Below are 18,384 nucleotides of genomic sequence, written 5' to 3'. Positions count from 1 at the left end.
ACGTTCTATGTGCCTGCTCAAAAAAATGTAAAAAGAAAGCAGAGGAAATTGAATTTGGAACTGAATAATTCGAATATGAAAAAGCTCATAAAACTGATCATTATAACTGTATTAGTCGTATTTTGCGTATTTCGTTTTGATAAAATCTATGCCTGCGGTACATGGATCATCGGGTTGCTTATGCCGTTCGTGATTGGATTTGCGATTGCGTTCATTCTGAATGTGCCGATGAAGGGATTTGAAAATCTGTTATTCCGAAATGAAAAAAGTAGATGGTATCGGTTCCGGAGACCGGTCTGTATGGTGCTTTCCATTATCTGCGTCGTTTTGGTGATTGCTTTTGTGATCACGATGCTGATACCGGAGGTCAGCCGGACAGTTACAGCGATCGGACAGCAGTTCCCGTCTACGATGGAGGCAATTAAGAATTGGGCGGTGAATCTGGCAGCGGGGTATCCGGATATCGTTGACCGGATCATGGAGATTGATATTGCATGGGATAAGGTGAGTGAGAGTGCGATCAATCTGATAAAGAATGGAAGCGGAAGCCTGTTGTCATCAACATTTAATTTTGCAACCTCTGTTGTCAGCGGTATAGTCGATTTTGTGGTTGGATTATTTTTCGCAATCTATATTCTGGCACAGAAGGAGAACTTGAAGCGTCAGACAAAGGGTCTGATATATGCGTTATTTAAAGAGAAAACAGCAGATAAGATCATCAAGACCTGCGTTATGGCAGATGAGACATTTGCAAATTTTATAACCGGACAGTGTCTGGAGGCATGTATTCTGGGCTTGATGTTCTTTGTATCCATGAGCGTCCTTAGTATTCCATATGCACTGACGGTCAGTGTTACGATTGTGGTAACGGCATTGATTCCGGTCTTTGGTGCATTTATTGGATGTGGTGTCGGTGCATTTCTCATTCTGGTTGACGATCCGAAGAAGGTATTGGTATTTCTGATCCTGTTTATCGTATTGCAGCAGGTCGAGGGAAATCTGATCTATCCGCATGTGGTGGGCGGGTCCGTCGGACTTCCATCTATATGGGTGTTGGTTGCCGTTATCATTGGCGGAGATCTGATGGGAATTCTCGGTATGCTGATATTTGTACCATTATCCTCTGTCTTATATGCACTGGTGAAGGAATTCGTACTTATGAGATTGCGGGAAAAGGGAGTCGCATGGGAAAAGTACGGAGAACCTTACGCTTCGTCGGATGATCGCTGGAGGGAGAAACCCCGGAAGCGGCAGCAGAGACGACAGTCCAGACGCATGAAAGAGAAAAGAAGCAAGGAAAATGCCTGAGAGAAACGAGCTGGATAAAACAGGGCAAATGCCTGTTTATATAGACAAATGAAGAAAGAAGGATAATTTAAGATGTACAGAGATATAGCGAAATTAGTATTATATAGAAATCTGGGTGAAAACAGTATTCTGATGAAGCTGTCCGGGATATTTGAGGATTTTGATCGCGGAGACTGTCCGAATGCGGAGCTGGTTGCAAGGATCTACGACCAGATCAAGCGGTTGCTGGATCTTGCTACCGATTATGGATTTGACACAAATCTGTGGCACAATTATCTGGCATTTATCCTTATCACAAATGAGAATTCATTCTCTATGACGAGTGAAAAAGTGGGTGCTAATGACGGAACCGTTAATTATTTTGCAAAAAATGATTTCAAGATCTTCAAGAAGCTGTTTGATTTTGATTTCTCTGAGATCGAGGAAGCGTTGGATATTGACTGCTTCACGATCGTGAATAATTATAAAGCCATCGGCAAGAAAGAACGTATGTATAATAAGAATGTCAGCACAAAGGTACAGGATATCAGCCGTGCGATCGAAGGGGCAAAGGATGAAAATGATATCTTCAAGATCGTGACGGATTTCTATAAGGCATATGGTGTTGGAATGTTCGGACTGAACAAGGCATTCCGTATCGTTCATCCGACAAATGGAGATATGCAGTTTGTTCCGATCAATAACACAGAGGATGTTCGTCTGGATGATCTGATCGGATATGAGATCCAGAAACAGAAGATCGTGGAGAACACAGAAGCCTTTGTTGCAGGACGTAAGGCAAATAATGCGCTGTTATTTGGCGACAGCGGAACCGGAAAGTCAACAACGATCAAGGCGATCATAAATGAATATTACGATCAGGGACTTCGTATGATCGAGATTTATAAGCATCAGTTTCAGGATCTGTCACAGGTTATTTCCCAGATCAAGAATCGAAACTATCGATTCATCATTTACATGGATGACCTGTCCTTTGAGGAATTCGAGACAGAATACAAATATCTGAAGGCAGTCATCGAAGGCGGTCTGGAGATCAAACCGGATAATGTCCTGATCTATGCAACATCGAACCGTCGTCATCTGATCCGTGAGACATGGACAGATCGTACCGATCTTGAGAATAACAATGGTATGCACAAGAGCGATACAATGCAGGAGAAGCTGTCACTGGTCAATCGTTTTGGTGTTACGATCAATTATAGCAAGCCGTCACAGAAGGAATATTTCCAGATCGTTGTAGGTCTGGCAGAGAAGAACGGCATTCATATGACAGAGGAAGAACTGTGTGCGGAAGCAAACAAATGGGAGCTGTCGCATGGTGGAATCTCCGGCCGTACAGCACAGCAGTTTATCAACTATCTGGCAGGAAAACAGGAGTAATGTAGCATGACAAAAAAAGAAAAGCAGCAGGTCGCTGAGATCTGCCGGATCTTGAATGAGACATACGGAACTGATTACAAGTGTTATCTGAATCATGAAAATGCATGGCAGCTTCTGATCGCAACGATGCTGTCGGCACAATGTACAGATGCCAGAGTAAACATCGTAACAAAAGATCTGTTCGTGAAATATCCGACCTTGCAGGCATTTGCCGATGCAGATATCAAGGAACTGGAAAAGGATATTTACTCGACCGGATTTTATAAGAATAAAGCGAAGAATATAATTGGCTGTGCAAAGAAGCTCATCAGTGAATATGGCGGAGAAGTGCCGAGTGATATCGAGAGCCTGACGAAATTAGACGGTGTTGGAAGAAAGACCGCAAATGTGATTCGTGGCAATATCTACCACGAGCCAAGTATCGTCGTTGATACACATGTAAAACGTATTTCCAGGCTGCTTGGGCTGACAGATAGTGATGATCCGGTGAAGATCGAGCATGAGCTTATGGAAAAGCTTCCAAAGGAACAGTGGATCTTATATAATATTCAGATCATTACACTTGGAAGAACGATCTGTATCGCCAGACGACCAAAATGTGCCGAATGCGCGCTGAACCGTGTGTGCCCATCGGCAAATGTAACGGAATAAGCAGTTGGCAGAATCTGGCACAAATGCTAAATTGCTATAAAATAATGCTATTATATCTGGACAAAGTGAAAATTCAGCGTTAATCTATACATGATGTCCTGCATAAGACGGAAAAAGATCTGATGTGTGGGCAGGTAATATCAGAAAATTATAAGTTTAAAATATAAAGGAGAAATGGGAAATGATCAATTTAAGCAGTTCAAAGGGTAAAAAGGTAGCATCCGCAATTATAGTTGGAATCCTGGTAGCAGCTATGGTAATCGGTATGCTTGCATATGCATTCTAAAAGGTATCAGGGATGAATAAAGAAAAGTTTCGATTTATACAGCAGAAGCGGTCAATCTTAAGATCGTTGAATAAACAGGAACATTCTGACATAACACAAGCCGGCATAGGAGATGACTATAGCCGGCTTGTGTTGTTGGATAGTGAGCTTGCAGTAACGGAAGGGCTCTGCCTTGCAAATGCACTGGGGACGGTGACTTCGGATGTTATCAAACAATATAATAAATTACGGCTTGGCGGGTATCAGCCATTTGCACTTACAGATACGGTCATGATGCCGGAAAATGATGAGAAGCGTATGAAAAAGATTCTGCGGGAGCTTTCTGATCTTGCGAAGGAGTTTCACATGGATGTTGTGTATGGAGATACCGCGATCAGCGGGATATTCAAGGAGCCTGCGGTAACTGTAACGATGTATGGACGAAGGATATCGCAGGGCGAGAAAAATGCAAAGATCAAGCCGGATATGGATATCGTTATGTGTGGACAGGCCGGCATCCTTGGAACCCTGCTTCGGGTCAGGGAAAGAAAAGAAGAGCTTCTGACCAGATATTCTGAGGAATACCTTCGCACAGCAGAGCAATTTGACCGGTTATTACTTGTGAAGGATCAAGGAGATATTGCGATGGCATGTGGCAGTATATACGTACGCCACATCTCAACAGAAGGAGTATATGGCGCATTATGGGAACTGGCAGAGGCTGGAAATGTCGGGCTTCGGATTAGCCATGACCATATACCGATCATGCAAGAAACCATCGAGATCTGTGAATTTACCGGGGATGATCCATACCGGATCGATGGATGCGGAGCGGCATTATTTGTCACGGCAGATGGTGGATTGTTAAGCGATCGTCTGTATGAAGCCGGATTTGAAGCTGCTGTGATCGGCAGAACAACAATCGGACATGATCGCGTGATCATCCACGATGGAGAGGAAAGCTTTTTGACACCATAGTTTAGTTCACAATATATTTAAGACTAGCCATATAGCCTATATGGGGATATAAAGGAGAAATATAGTATGGGTAATATTATTCAAAAAGAGCTTAGAATTGCAAAGACAAAAATGTTTGAAGAGGTTACTTATAATAACAAAAAACTTGTTAAATTAACAACGGATAATGTCGCTATTGTAGAGGCTATGATACGTAATGATTCTGCCTATATAAAATCAACAGATATATCGGCGGGACCTAAATTTGATAGAAAGAATCAACTTGTATATGGTGGCTCATCAGCATACTGGATGACCATGTTGAAAAGTGTTCTAATTAAAAATAAAGAAGTAAATTATACTTATGAGGAATTAATAAAAGGTGCAGTTGAGGCTGTAGATAGAGAAAACAGTACACATTTGAATGCTGATAAATGTGGAAGAACAGAAATAGTAAGGCGTATTTGCGCATTTGATTGTTCAGAACTGATTGAATGTTTGAGAAATCCGGAATATGAAGACATGAAGTTAGTTCATGAAATTGCAAGAGTAACATCTGCCAAGTTTAGGGCAAGAACAAATTTGTCCTTTGCGAGTAAATTTTGTCATTACGCATGCTTTTATTTATTTGAAAATACAGAATATCAGGATAATTATTCAATATATGATAATATTTTAAGAACAGTTTTACCAATGTATTTGGTTTATTTTAATATTACTGAGCGGTATGATCTCCGTGATTATAAGCAGTATAGAAATGCTGTTGATATGATTAGGAATGCAGCAGATGAAAAAATTAGTAGAAATGGTTTTGACCACTTGTTGTGGTATTATCATAAGGGAAGAATGTGAAAATTTGTAATAGGGGGTTAAAGGTGAAATGGCTTTTTTTCATTATGAGAAGAATGTTAAAGATATTGAATACTATGAAATACTTGAGAACTTGATGGAACGTTGGGAGTATGAAACGGTTGAATTTAAAGAAGCAAAAAGTAATTATGATACGGATAAAATAGGAAGATATTTTTCAGCATTAAGTAATGAGGCTAATCTGAAGCAGCAACAGTACGGATGGCTAATTTTTGGTGTAAGTGAACGAGATAAGATAAAACATGTTGTTGGAACTGCATACAAGCAGGGGGAACAGAGTCTTCTTGAAAAATTTAAGTATGAGATATCAAGAGATATTACAAATGGAATGACTTTTTATGAAATTAAAGAGATATTTCCTATTGTAAATGGTAAAAGATTAAGGGTGTTAATGTTTAAAGTTCCAGCCGCAGCAACGGGTATTCCTACAGATTGGCGTACCAATTATTATGAGCGTTCGGGTGAGAGTCTTGTTCCATTAAAACAATATAAGATTGATGCAATTCGATCACAGGAAAGAAAAGACTGGTCAAAACAGGTGATTGAAGTAGCCACTATTGATAATTTAGATAAAACGGCTATTAATTTGGCTAGAGAAAAGTATAAAGAGAAAATGAATCAGGAACACATATCAAAAGAAGTCGATGAAATGACAGATGAAGAGTTCTTGACGAAAGTAAAGTTATTGATTGGTGGTAAGGTTACGAATGCTGGCATGTTGTTACTTGGGTCAGCAGATTATGATTATTTAATGACATCTGCTCCAAGTATTATGTGGAGATTATATGGTGCGGATGGAAGTGATAAGGATTATGAAATATTTAAGATACCATTTATAAATGTTGTAGATAAGGTGTTTTCGAAGGTGCGTAATCTTACATACAGATATATGCCGAATCAATTGACCCTTTTTCCTATGGAAACGGAACAATATAACAGTTGGCTTATTCGAGAGTTGTTAAATAATTGTATTGCACACACAAATTATCAACTTGGTGGGAGAATATATGTAAATGAATTTGAGGATAAAATTAAATTTACAAACCCTGGAGATTTTATTCCGCAAAAGATTGAAAATGTATTGGAAGTGAGCTATAATCCACCATTTTACAGAAATCAGTTATTAGCTGAATCGATGGTTGTGTTTCATATGATTGATACTGCAACTTTAGGTATCAGAAGAGCATTTAATATTCAAAAAGCGAAATATTTTCCTATGCCAGATTATAATATTTCATCAGGAACTCAGGTTGAGGTTACTGTTTATGGAAAAATATTAGATGATAATTACATGCATATATTATATGATCATCAGGACCTGGATTTACAGACGGTATTTCTTTTGGATCGAGTTCAGAAGGGACTTTCACTTGATAAAGCGGATGTAGATAAATTAAGAGCTGCAAAATTGGTTGAGGGAAGAATTACAAGTTTGTTTTTATCAGCGTCAGCATCAAAAAGTATGGATGATAGTGCAGGCTATATCAAGAATAAAGGATTTAATGACAAATATTATAAAGATTTGATTGTTGAGTATTTGAAAAAATATCATAAGGCAAAACGTAGAGATATTAAGTTATTATTGTGGGAAAAATTACCGGATTCTTTGTCTGATAAACAGAAGGAAAATAAGATTCATAATATTCTAACAGCAATGAAAAAGAGCAATATTATACAATTAGATTCGGATAATCAACAAATATCTAATTGGATACTTAAGTAGGGCTTGGTTAAAATCCTGATTTTAACCCAAATAATTTGTTTGATAATTAGTGTTGTCGAGACAATTTAACCGAGATTTAACCGAGATTTAACCGAGATATTTTTAAAATTGTAAAAAATGAAGGATATAAGCTTGGTTAAGAAGTGAGCGATGCTTACGAATATACAGCTATATAAAAAAGGAGAAAAACATGTTAAATATCGTACTTCATGAGCCGGAGATGCCGGCAAATACAGGAAATATAGGACGTACCTGTGTGGCAGCAGGTGCAAGACTTCATTTGATCGAGCCTCTGGGTTTTCAGATCAACGAGAAGCAGTTAAAGCGTGCAGGTTTGGACTATTGGGACAAATTAGATGTAACGATCTATGATGATTTTAATGATTTTCTTAAAAAGAATCCGGGCGCAAAGATCTATATGGCAACGACCAAATCTAAACAGAAATATACGGATGTAAACTATGAGGAAGATGCCTATATCATGTTCGGAAAAGAGAGCGCGGGAATCCCGGAGGAAATTCTGTTAGACTATAAGGAAACAGCAGTCAGGATTCCGATGTTCCCGGAGATCCGTTCCCTGAATCTGGCAAATTCTGTAGCAATCGTGTTATATGAGGCACTCAGACAGCAGGGTTTTCCGGAGCTTGAGACGAAGGGACAGCTTCACCATTATGAGTGGTAAAAAGGAGTATTTATGAGTACATACATGGTAGATGGAAAGAAAATGATGAATATCTGTATCCTTGAGATTCTTCGGAAATACACGGATTCCGAACATACAATGGATCAGAAGGATATCATAAAGAAACTGGAAACCGAATATGGAATGAAGGTTGACCGGAAATCTGTCAAGAGCAATCTGATGAATCTGGTGGATTTTGGTTATAATCTGGAATGTACGGAGATTGAACGTGAAAATAAAAACGGAGAGACCGAGATCCTGACAAAGGACTGGTATTACAATCACGAATTTGATGATGCAGAACTTCGAATGCTGATCGACAGTATCTTATTTTCAAAGACGATACCGAGAAATCAGGCACAGGAGCTGATCGAGAAGATCAAGGGGCTTTCGAATGTGTATTTCAGTGCGAAGGTACAGCATGTGTGCAATCTGCCGGGGTTATCACATACCGATAACCGTCAGACCATGTTAAATGTTGAGATGATCGATGATGCGATCAGTGAGGGCAAGAAGGTTGCATTTCTCTATAACACCTATGGTATCGATAAACATCTTCATCCAAGAAAGGATACGAAGTATATTGTAAATCCATATCAGATGGTTGCAAATGAGGGCAAATATTATCTGATCTGCAATTATGATAAATATGACAATCTGTCGAATTACCGGATCGACCGTATGACGGAGATTGAGATACTGGATGAAAAGGTCAAGGATAAAAGTCTGGTAAAAGGGATGGAGCATGGACTGAATCTGCCACAGCATATGGCGGAACATCTCTACATGTTCAGTGATTCCGCAGCTACGATTGTATTAAAGGTTCAGAAAGGGAATATGGGTGATATTGTAGACTGGTTTGATAAGAACTTTGAAGTGTTGTCACCAAAATTTGTTCAGAACAATTATCCAGATAACTTTAATCCTGAGGCAGATGCCAATAAGGCATTTATCCGTGTGACCTGCAGCCAGAATGCCATGTTCCACTGGGCGATGCAGTACGGAACCAGCGTGGAAGTCATAGAGCCTGCAGATCTCCGTGAACGCATCCGCAATGCTGTAAATGAGATGGCAGAGAGATATAAATAATGCCTCCTATTAATGGAGACATTATGAGTAAGACATAAAATAAAGCCCCACCCGCTCTTGCCACTATGCTGGGTAGGAGTTGAAACTCGCTACACTTTCTATTCGGTTCGCACGCTGATTTGTCAGCAGTCGCCCAAACTCGCCTTATAAGGCTCAAACAAGGGCTTGATGCTGACAGCTAGTGCAAACCTCATAACGAAAGTTTCACTGATGTTTCAATTCCTACCCAGCATAGTGGCAAGAACGGGTGGGGCTTTGGTTAGTCCTTCTTAATACGGAACTTTCCATTGGAGATATATTGTGTATCGGCTTCTTCCTTCTTCACATGCACGGCTTTGATCGGAACCTGCATTTCCTTCTGCATAGGGAGAGAGAAGATGAATTCACTTCCCTCGCCAACCTTACTGGTGAGGGTAATGTTCTCGCCGTGCGCTTTGATGATCTCTTTTGTGATAGCAAGTCCGAGACCGGTTCCGGTCTTATCCTTTCCGCGGCTCGGATCCGTCTTATAGAAACGGTCGAAAACTTTCTTGATCGATTCCGGTGGAATTCCCACACCCTCATCCTTGACACTGACATAGACTTTATCAGATTTTTCCGTGACCTGAACCGTGATCTGGCGACCCTCCGGGGTGAATTTGATCGCATTATCAACCAGATTATAGATAACCTGCTGGATTCTTGTTCGATCGGCATAGACAATGGTATTGTCGGTATGGAAGATCGCGTGCAGATAAATGCCTTTGTCCTGACAACGGCCTTCAAAGGTGTTGATCGTAGGAAGAATGATGCTCTTGATATCAAAATTCGATTTATCAAGCTGAAGGTCAAAGGAATCAAAGTTGTTAAGTTCCAGAAGCCCTTGTGTCAGTTTGGTAAGACGCATAGTTTCGCTCAGAACGATCTGGAGATATTTCTCGTGCTTATCCGGCGGAATCGTTCCGTCGATCATGGCTTCGATATATCCCTTGATGGAGGTCAGAGGGGAACGGAAGTCGTGGGAGATATTAGAGATAAATGATCTTCGGTATTCATTTGACCGGCTCAGTTCGTCTGCCATTTCCTCCATATATCGTGCCAGTTCGCCAAATTCATTATCCGTATGGACATCGATTCTAGCATTAAAATTACCCGCAGCATATTGTTTGGATGTTGCGATAATTTCACGAATCGGTTTTAAGGTGCTATTCGAGATCAGCATAAGGGCGATTAGAGATAATACAACGATGACGAGAAACGGCATGTAAGTGGATGCAAATGTTTTCTGCGCAATATCTTTAATGAACTGCAGGGATAAGTGGATCGATAATAAACCTGCGTATGTATTATCCTGATAAACCGGAGTACTGATACTCAGCGTTTTAGTGTTAAAGCATCCGTTCAAGGTTCCGGTTTTGATCGTTTTGGTAAATAATTCCGTACGCTCATAAAAATCGGTTATGATCAGATCCTTTGCAGCCACACTGTCTTTATTTGAGCAATAAATAATATTATTGTCCGGTGTGGAAAACCAGATTTCAGCATTCATCGTATCGGCATGATCATCCAATCGATCAAAGAAAGTATACTGATCGATCGTATTATTCAGGTAATCATGAATCGTTGTGTCGATGATCAGTTTACTCTCGGTATTCAGATTTTTCTCTGTATTGTTAAGAAGCCTTGACTGAGTCATATGGACAGTGTACAACGCAAGAACACTGAAGATAGCAATGACCAGCAGGACAAAGCCAACAACAATCTTATCAAAAATGGTTTTTTTCATGGTTATTTAACCTCAAATTTGTAACCGATTCCCCATACTGTGAAAATAGACCAGTTATATTTGTCTGTCAGTTTTTCACGAAGACGCTTGATGTGCACATCGACGGTTCTGGTGTCGCCGACATATTCGTAGCCCCATAATTTGTCCAGAAGCTGTTCTCTGGTAAATACCTGATTTGGACGGCTTGCAAGAAAATACAGCAGTTCCAGTTCTTTTGGCGGCATTTCCAGATTTTTGCCCTCTAATGTAACTGTATAATTTGAAATATTAACGACCAGATTATCATACTCGACATAGGTGCCGATATGATCGGCATTTGTCGGATTATAGTTCTGGGAGTTATCTGTCCGTGAGTTGCAGCGGCGGAGCAATGCACCGACACGGGCAACCAGTTCGTTAGAATCGAAAGGTTTTACGATGTAATCGTCAGCACCGATCTTAAGTCCGAGAACCTTATCGAATACTTCACCTTTTGCAGATAACATGATGATCGGTACATTTGACTGCTTTCTGATTTCGGTACATACCTGATATCCATCCATGCCCGGAAGCATGACATCTAAGAGGATGAGATTTGGCGCAAATTCGACAAATGCTTCCAGGGCAGAAGTTCCGTCTGCGGCAATCTGTGTTTCATAACATTCTTTATTCAGATAAAGGGAGATCAGTTCGGCGATGTTTTCGTCATCGTCAACGATCAATATTTTTTCTTTGTCCATATAGTTCTCCTTGTTGTTGTGTGTTTTATAATTCTACGATCGTAACGCCGGCTTCACCCTCACCGTATTCACCCAGACGGAAGGATTTGACGTATGACTGCTTGCGCAGATAGTCATGGATTCCTTTCCGGAGTGCTCCGGTGCCTTTTCCATGGATGATCCTTACCTTGTGCAGGTGAGCCATCATGGCATCATCAAGATAACGGTCGACTAATGAGGTAGCTTCAGCTACAGTCATGCCGAGTACATTAATCTCCGGCTGAATATTTAAAGCCTTGCCCATTCCACGTTTATTGTTGATCGATACCTGAGCGTTGTTCTGCTTTGGTGTCTCGATGATCACAAGATCAGAAGCAGGAAGCAGAGAGCTTAAGATGCCCATCTGAACTTTGATATTTCCCTTTGAATCAGCAGGAGCAGTAACCGTTCCTGTTGTATCCATGCTGATAACATGCACGGTGTCTCCGGCCTTGAAATCCTTTGCCGTATGATGGGAGGTCATGGATTTGCGTTTTTCCGGTGTCATCTTCCGGTAATCGTCCATCTTGGTACGGAGCTTTTTTCGCTCATTCTCCATCGTGCTCGCATCTGCCTTATGAGGATTTGTTGTCCATTTGTTATATTTCTTAATGGCTGAATCCGCCATTTCCTTTGCTTCTTCCAGAATATCAGCCGCTTCTTCTCTTGCATCCGCTAGGATCTGAGCTTTCTTGGCAGAGAGTTCATCATCCTTTGCCTTTGCGCGTTCCTGAAGCTGTCTGGCTTCTTCCTTGAACCGTGCGATCTCCGCTTTGTCGCGTTCAATCTCTTTTCGGCTGTTTTCCAGATCGGACAGCAGTGTTTCAAAATCAACTTTGTTGCTGTCGATATTTGTCTTTGCCCGTTCAATAATATCGTCGGACAAACCTAATTTCTTCGATATTGCAAATGCATTTGATTTGCCGGGAATACCGATAATGAGCCGGTAGGTTGGCATCAGTGTTGCTACATCGAATTCGCAGCTTGCATTCTGAACGCCCGGAGTCGACATGGCAAATAACTTCAGTTCGCTGTAGTGTGTGGTCGCCATGCAGCGGATGTCCTGATCGTTTAAGCTGCTTAAGATCGCGATTGCAAGTGCAGCACCCTCGACCGGATCGGTTCCACCGCCAAGCTCATCGAAAAGGCACAGCGTATTCGGTGTCACATGGTTCATGATATATACGACATTACTCATGTGGGAGGAGAAGGTCGAGAGACTCTGCTCGATGCTCTGTTCATCTCCGATATCGGCAAATACATCATCAAATACATTCAGTCTGGAACCATCCAGTGCCGGAATATGAAGTCCGGACTGTCCCATCAGAGTAAACAGACCCAGTGTTTTTAAGGATACGGTCTTACCACCGGTATTCGGACCGGTAATGATCAGCAGGTTGTAGTCCTCACCCAGTCTGATGTCGACCGGAACAACGGTATGTTTGTCTAAAAGTGGGTGGCGGCCCTGCTTGATATCCACAATGCCGTCCGTATTGAAGATCGGCTCGGTTCCCTTATAGGATCTTGCAAAATTCGCTCTGGCAAATATAAAGTCCAGATCGGTCAATGTCTCGAAATCAAATTTTATATTTTCGTATTCAGATGCTGCCCGTGCCGACAGGTTCTCAAGAATCTTTTCGATCTCTGCCAGCTCCTGATTATCCAGCTCTTTTAACTGGTTATTCAGATTAACTACCGCAAGAGGTTCGATAAATACAGTATTTCCACTGGAAGACTGGTCGTGGATCATACCCGGAAAGCTGTTCTTATATTCCTGTTTTACCGGGATACAGTATCTTCCGTTACGCATCGTGATCAGGTTATCCTGAAACATCGTCTGCTTGCTCTGGTCGGTTACAAGTTTGTTCAACTGGTTATGTAACTTTTCATTTGTCAGTTTTTTGTTCCGTCTGACTGCCTTCAGACCGGACGATGCATCGTCTGCGATCTCGGATTCTGACAGGATACAGCGGTGGATCTCCTGACTTAAATGTTCCAGCGGAACAAGCTCCATGAAGCGGGAGTAGAGGCTGTCATGTGCTTTTTCCTCGTTATCATCGCCGCTGCCATATTGTCTGGCGGATAGTGCCATATCAAGGACACTTCCGATATCTAACAGTTCCTTGATGCCGAGTGCTCCCTGAACCTCCAGCCGCTTGATCGAAGCGCCGATATCACGGAGTCCGGCAAATGATAGGTTGCCCTGTGTATTCAGCCGGATCAGAGCATCTCTTGTTTCCTGCTGTAGGGTCTGGATCAGTGTCAGATCCCTGCGGGGCTTCAGGCGTTCGCATTTTCGTTTTGCCATCGGGGATGCCGCGTAGGAGGTCAGCATTTCTACTATTTTATTATATTCTAAAAGTCTTAAAGTCCTTAAATTCATATCATTTTCTCCATCTTAAATGCACAAATACGCATACACAATCCATTATAAACAGTTTGCCTGTGGCTGTCCAGTGTGGGTTGATGGCGGGAACCTATATGTTGTTTTCCTGACTTCATCTTACTACTTGATGGAGATTTTCTGTTATTTGCTATACCATCTTATTCAGGCCACATACAAACAGTAAGACTCGCAATATTTCTATTCGGTTCGCACATTTATGAACCAGCAGTTGCCCAAATTCTCAGACATTTATTTATAGGAAAATTCTTTTATTAATTTCCTCTGGCATATTGACGACTCTTTTTTTTACATAGAAACATATGAATCTATAGCAGGCAGAGTTTTTTTATGGTTAAACTTGTTTTCCTTTCTGATATCCGTTACAATCAAACTTGGAGAGACGGAGGCAATATACAAAGCTAAAATATGCATGTTATTCTGTTCTATCGGGAAAGGAGATGGGACATGGATAACGAAATTGTATATTCCTCCAAGGCAACTGATCAGAAAGCACAGTATGATGCCAGTGCCAAGCGCTTGCTTGGACAGAAGATCATATTGGCGCATATACTGATCAGGGTAGTAGAAGAATTTAAAGGTATGGATGCAGATACGGTTGCATCATTGATTGAAGGTGAACCGTATATCAGCCAGATTCCGGTTGAACCGGGATTAACGAACAAAGAAACGGTGGATGCCAGAACCGGTGAACGGATTGTCGGACTGAATACAGAAAGTTCCGAAATTGATGAGGGAAAGATATATTTTGATATTATCTTCTATGTACGGATGCGGGATGGACTGGCGAAAATGATCATTAATTTGGAAGCCCAGAAGAATGAACCGACAAAGTATTTTATCTTAAATCGGGCAATCTTCTATACGGCAAGACTGGTGTCATCCCAGAAAGAGCGGGAATTTACCGGTTCCGATTATAACGAGATCAAACAGGTGTATTCTATCTGGATCTGTATGAATATGAAAGAGAACAGTCTGAGTCATATCCATATGGTAAAAGATGATCTGCTTGGTGATCAGGACTGGAAGGGCAATCTGGATATTTCAAATATCGTGATGATTGGTCTGGCAAAGGAGATTCCACCAAAGGAAGAAAGATATGAACTGCATCGATTGTTAGGAGCACTATTGTCGCAGACAATGACAGCAGAACAAAAATTGAAGCTTATGAAACAGGAGTATGACATACCGGTAGACAGACGCGGTATAAGAGATGAGGTGAAAATCATGTGTAATCTGAGTGAAGGCGTAGAAGAAATGGGATATGCCAAGGGCGAAGCCGCTGGCAAAGTCATTGGAAGATCTGAAGGAAGATTAGAAGGAAAGTTGGAAGGAAGATCAGAAGAAAGAGCTGATATTATTCTGAAAATGCATAAGAAAGGCTATTCCTTAGAGCAGATCATGGATGTAACCGAAATGAGTGAAACTGAAATCAAGGCAATTATAGGATAAGAACATAAGCAGAACAGATAACATGTATATTTTAGTGGAAGTCCGGATATGGCAGAAATGCTGTATCCGGACTTTTTTAGTTGAAATATAAATTAATAAGAAAAAATGAGAAAAGACAGGCTAAAAGCTCCGGCAAAATTTCCATGCATAGACTTGCAAAGCAGGACATATAAATAATGGTATAGAGATTGACAAGGGTAAAGATAGAGCCGAAAAATGACATTGTGAAGGGAGCGGTGAGATGAGAGGACAAAGATGGCTGCGTATTCTGGCAGGGGTGTTGACTGTGGTAGTTGGGCTGAGTTTGTTTGCTGGATGCAGTTTTTATAAGGTGAAAGAAGATGGTGAAGCGCTGACTTACGATATCTGTGACGACACCATGCTGCCGGAGGAGTTGTTGAGCGTCATTAACAGTAAAAAAGAAGAACCGTTTAATCTGACATATTCAAACAACACTTACACATATATTGTGATTTGCAGCGGCAGGCAGAATCGGGATGATGTTGGCGTGGTTGTAGATAAGATGTATATGGATGAAAATGCTATTTACATCGAATCGGTTCTTAGGCAGACGGCGACACCATCAGATGCAGTAAGTAAGGATACGGTATCGTATCCATATATAGTTCTTCGGATCGCACGGACAACGACACCGGTTGTATTTAAAAATTAGAAAATAGTATGGGGGTATCATATGGAACTTGTAAAAAATAAACTCAGTACAACGATTTTAAAGACTTCTAAGTATTCGCAGTTTACTATCAATGATGATTTTAATGTACCGGATGCAAAAGACGATATGGAACGGATCATTGCAAGTACAGGAAATGTCCTTTTAGATGATGTAGAGACATTGGAGAATAAGGTGCGGATATCAGGAACAGTTGTATTTAAAGTCCTGTATCAGACAGTTGGTGAAGATGTTCGGTTTGAAACCTATGAGGGTGATGTTCCATTTGAGGAATCCATCAATATGGATGGCATACTTGCCGGTGATAAGGTCGATGTCAGCTGCGTGCTGGAAGATCTGTACATAACCATGATCAATTCAAGAAAATTTGAAGTTCGCGGGCTGGTTGGCATGAAACTGTGGGCTATGGATTCCGTAGAGCTGTCCGGGGCAACCGGACTGTTAAACGGATCGGGAATCGAATGCAGGAATGAGCAGATTCCATTTACAAATAATGTGGCATCTGTAAAAGATATATTGAAGGTAAAAGAAGATTTCGAGATCGCTGCCAATAAACCAAACATCGGTCGGGTGCTTTGGAGCCGGGTGTCCTTCTATGGCATCGAGACAAAGGTTGTAGATGGGGGAATAAATATTAAAGGACAGATGGACCTGTTTGTAATCTATCTGGCGGAGGAGCCCGGCGTACCGATGCAGTATCTGAATGAGAGCCGGGAATTTGAAGGTCTGATCCCTTGCGAAGAAGCAAATGAAGGCATGATCCTGGATGACCGCATCACGATGGGAAAAGGAGAAGTCGGTGTGCGTGCCGACAATGACGGAGAGGACCGCGTGCTTCAGGTTGAATATAATCTCCATACAGATATGAAGATTTATGAAGATATGGAGCTTTCTATCATCGGGGATATGTTCTCTCCGTCGGCAAATGTAGAAACGATCTGTGAACAGTTTCCATTTGAGAATCTTCAGATAAAAAATAATGCCAAGACAAAGGTCGTACATAAAGAGCGGATCAAGAGCAGCTTCCCGAAGATACTGCAGATCGTATATGCAACCGGAACAGTTGAGATCGATGAGGTAAAAGCAGGAGAGGACAGCATTGATATATCAGGTGCGGTAAAAGCTGAAATACTCTATGTATCAGCGGAGGATAGCAAGCCGTTACAGCAGATTGAAACGGCGATACCATTCAATTATCAAGTGGAATCCGTACCATTTGTCAATCAGGATTCAATCCGTATCAATCCATCCGTTGACCAGATTACAGCCCAGATGTTGAATTCCGATGAGGTGGAGATCAAGGCGGTGATCAATATGAATGTTACGGTATTTGCACCGGGTTCTGTGGACGTCATTACCGATATGAATATCCTACCGATCGATTGGAATAAGAAGGCAGCTATGCCGGGTATGGTTGGATATGTTGTAAAAGAAGGCGACAGTATCTGGTCCATTGCCAAAGAATATTTCTCCAGCCTGGATTCCATCCGAACCATCAACCATCTGGAAAGCGACGAGGTAACACCGGGTGAAAAACTATTGATCGTAAAATGTTAGCAATATAAAAATCCCCGCCTGTCTCCGGCACGATGGTGGATAGTGTTTTCAACATCAGTGGAACTTTCGTTATGAGGTTTGCACTAGCTGTCAGCATCAAGCCCATGTTTGAGCCTGATAAGGCGAGTTTGGGCGACTGCTGACAAATAAGCGTGCGAACCGAATAGAAAGTGCAATGAGTTGAAACACTATCCACCATCGTGCCGGAGACAGGCGGGGGTTTATTTTTCAATCCAAAATCTTCGTGCAAATCCTATTGAAAAATGTTATCATCTATATATGAGGTATTGATAAAAATTCCCAACAATGGGGCAAAGCACGGAGGGTAATACATGCTGGAACAATCTTACTACGATGAGGCTGATAAGATTATTGCTGCATATGGGACAGAGCCAAGATTTCTGATCCCGATCATTCAGGATATTCAGAGCGAATATAAGTATCTTCCGCCGGAATTATTACGATATGTGGCGGACAAACTGAATATTACAGAGGCAAAAGCTTATAGCGTAGCAACATTCTATGAGAACTTTTCATTTGATGCAAAAGGAAAGTTCATTCTTAAGGTGTGCGATGGAACCGCATGCCATGTCAGAAAATCCATGGATATCTTAAATCAATTGTATAAAGAACTTGGATTGTCAAAAGAGAAACACACAACAGATGATATGATGTTCACATTAGAGACAGTATCATGTCTTGGCGCATGCGGACTCGCACCGGTCATGACGGTAAACGATGTTGTTCATCCGGCTATGACACCGGAGAAGGTAACTGCATTGATAGCAGAATTGAAGGAGGGTGCGGATGAATAGAATAACAAATGTATCGGAGCTTGACGCAGCAGTAAAAC

Annotated in this window: 15 protein-coding genes; 12 read left to right on the top strand and 3 right to left on the bottom strand. The window is 41.3% G+C overall.

Annotated features, from left to right (window positions below):
* Positions 1-54: 54 nt before the first annotated feature.
* From LK416_10405 to LK416_10370, 8 genes are all read left to right on the top strand, one after another.
* The gene (locus tag LK416_10405) at positions 55-1,308 is read left to right on the top strand and encodes an AI-2E family transporter (GenBank protein ID UEA74066.1); all 1,254 of its coding nucleotides are present in this window, start codon (positions 55-57) and stop codon (positions 1,306-1,308) included.
* A 72-nt stretch (positions 1,309-1,380) separates the two neighbouring features.
* The gene (locus tag LK416_10400) at positions 1,381-2,688 is read left to right on the top strand and encodes an ATP-binding protein (protein UEA74065.1); all 1,308 of its coding nucleotides are present in this window, start codon (positions 1,381-1,383) and stop codon (positions 2,686-2,688) included.
* 6 nt (positions 2,689-2,694) lie between these two features.
* Positions 2,695-3,339, top strand: a complete 645-nt coding sequence (gene nth / locus LK416_10395; protein ID UEA74064.1) for an endonuclease III — start codon at positions 2,695-2,697, stop codon at positions 3,337-3,339.
* Between the two features lie 298 nt (positions 3,340-3,637).
* Positions 3,638-4,582, top strand: coding sequence for an AIR synthase family protein (locus LK416_10390; protein ID UEA74063.1), 945 nt, complete (start codon positions 3,638-3,640; stop codon positions 4,580-4,582).
* Positions 4,583-4,648: 66 nt separating this feature from the next.
* The gene (locus LK416_10385) at positions 4,649-5,413 is read left to right on the top strand and encodes a hypothetical protein (GenBank protein UEA74062.1); all 765 of its coding nucleotides are present in this window, start codon (positions 4,649-4,651) and stop codon (positions 5,411-5,413) included.
* A 28-nt stretch (positions 5,414-5,441) separates the two neighbouring features.
* Entirely contained in the window at positions 5,442-7,154 is a 1,713-nt protein-coding gene (locus tag LK416_10380) for a putative DNA binding domain-containing protein (GenBank protein ID UEA74061.1), read from the top strand.
* 190 nt (positions 7,155-7,344) lie between these two features.
* Positions 7,345-7,836, top strand: a complete 492-nt coding sequence (gene trmL, locus LK416_10375; GenBank protein UEA74060.1) for a tRNA (uridine(34)/cytosine(34)/5-carboxymethylaminomethyluridine(34)-2'-O)-methyltransferase TrmL — start codon at positions 7,345-7,347, stop codon at positions 7,834-7,836.
* A 12-nt stretch (positions 7,837-7,848) separates the two neighbouring features.
* Positions 7,849-8,925 (top strand): WYL domain-containing protein, encoded by a 1,077-nt coding sequence (locus LK416_10370; GenBank protein ID UEA74059.1) that lies wholly within the window; start codon positions 7,849-7,851, stop codon positions 8,923-8,925.
* A 259-nt stretch (positions 8,926-9,184) separates the two neighbouring features.
* On the opposite strand, the gene LK416_10365 is transcribed toward LK416_10370, so the two are convergent.
* Genes LK416_10365 through LK416_10355 form a run of 3 tightly spaced genes read right to left on the bottom strand, consistent with a single transcriptional unit; the run spans position 9,185 to position 13,810 of the window.
* Entirely contained in the window at positions 9,185-10,690 is a 1,506-nt protein-coding gene (locus LK416_10365) for a HAMP domain-containing histidine kinase (protein UEA74058.1), read from the bottom strand.
* 2 nt (positions 10,691-10,692) lie between these two features.
* Positions 10,693-11,409, bottom strand: a complete 717-nt coding sequence (locus LK416_10360; GenBank protein UEA74057.1) for a response regulator transcription factor — start codon at positions 11,407-11,409, stop codon at positions 10,693-10,695.
* A gap of 25 nt (positions 11,410-11,434) precedes the next feature.
* Entirely contained in the window at positions 11,435-13,810 is a 2,376-nt protein-coding gene (locus LK416_10355; GenBank protein ID UEA74056.1) for an endonuclease MutS2, read from the bottom strand.
* Positions 13,811-14,278: 468 nt separating this feature from the next.
* Here LK416_10355 and LK416_10350 point away from each other — a divergent pair, with 468 nt between their 5' ends.
* The 4 genes from LK416_10350 (at position 14,279) to LK416_10335 (ending at position 18,346) form a co-directional block, all read left to right on the top strand.
* Positions 14,279-15,283 carry a hypothetical protein gene (locus tag LK416_10350; protein UEA74055.1) on the top strand — a complete coding sequence of 335 codons (1,005 nt, stop codon included), beginning with the start codon at positions 14,279-14,281 and terminating at the stop codon, positions 15,281-15,283.
* 241 nt (positions 15,284-15,524) lie between these two features.
* Positions 15,525-15,956, top strand: coding sequence for a protease complex subunit PrcB family protein (locus tag LK416_10345; protein ID UEA74054.1), 432 nt, complete (start codon positions 15,525-15,527; stop codon positions 15,954-15,956).
* Between the two features lie 21 nt (positions 15,957-15,977).
* Positions 15,978-17,531 carry a DUF3794 domain-containing protein gene (locus LK416_10340; protein UEA74053.1) on the top strand — a complete coding sequence of 518 codons (1,554 nt, stop codon included), beginning with the start codon at positions 15,978-15,980 and terminating at the stop codon, positions 17,529-17,531.
* Positions 17,532-17,863: 332 nt separating this feature from the next.
* A complete protein-coding gene (locus LK416_10335; GenBank protein ID UEA74052.1) occupies positions 17,864-18,346 on the top strand; it encodes an NAD(P)H-dependent oxidoreductase subunit E in 483 nt (160 codons plus the stop codon).
* The last annotated feature ends 38 nt before the right edge of the window (positions 18,347-18,384 follow it).

It is taken from the genome of Lachnospiraceae bacterium GAM79, from assembly GCA_020735665.1.
Lineage (GTDB): Bacteria > Bacillota > Clostridia > Lachnospirales > Lachnospiraceae > Coprococcus.
This window is presented reverse-complemented; position numbering and strand designations above follow the sequence as displayed.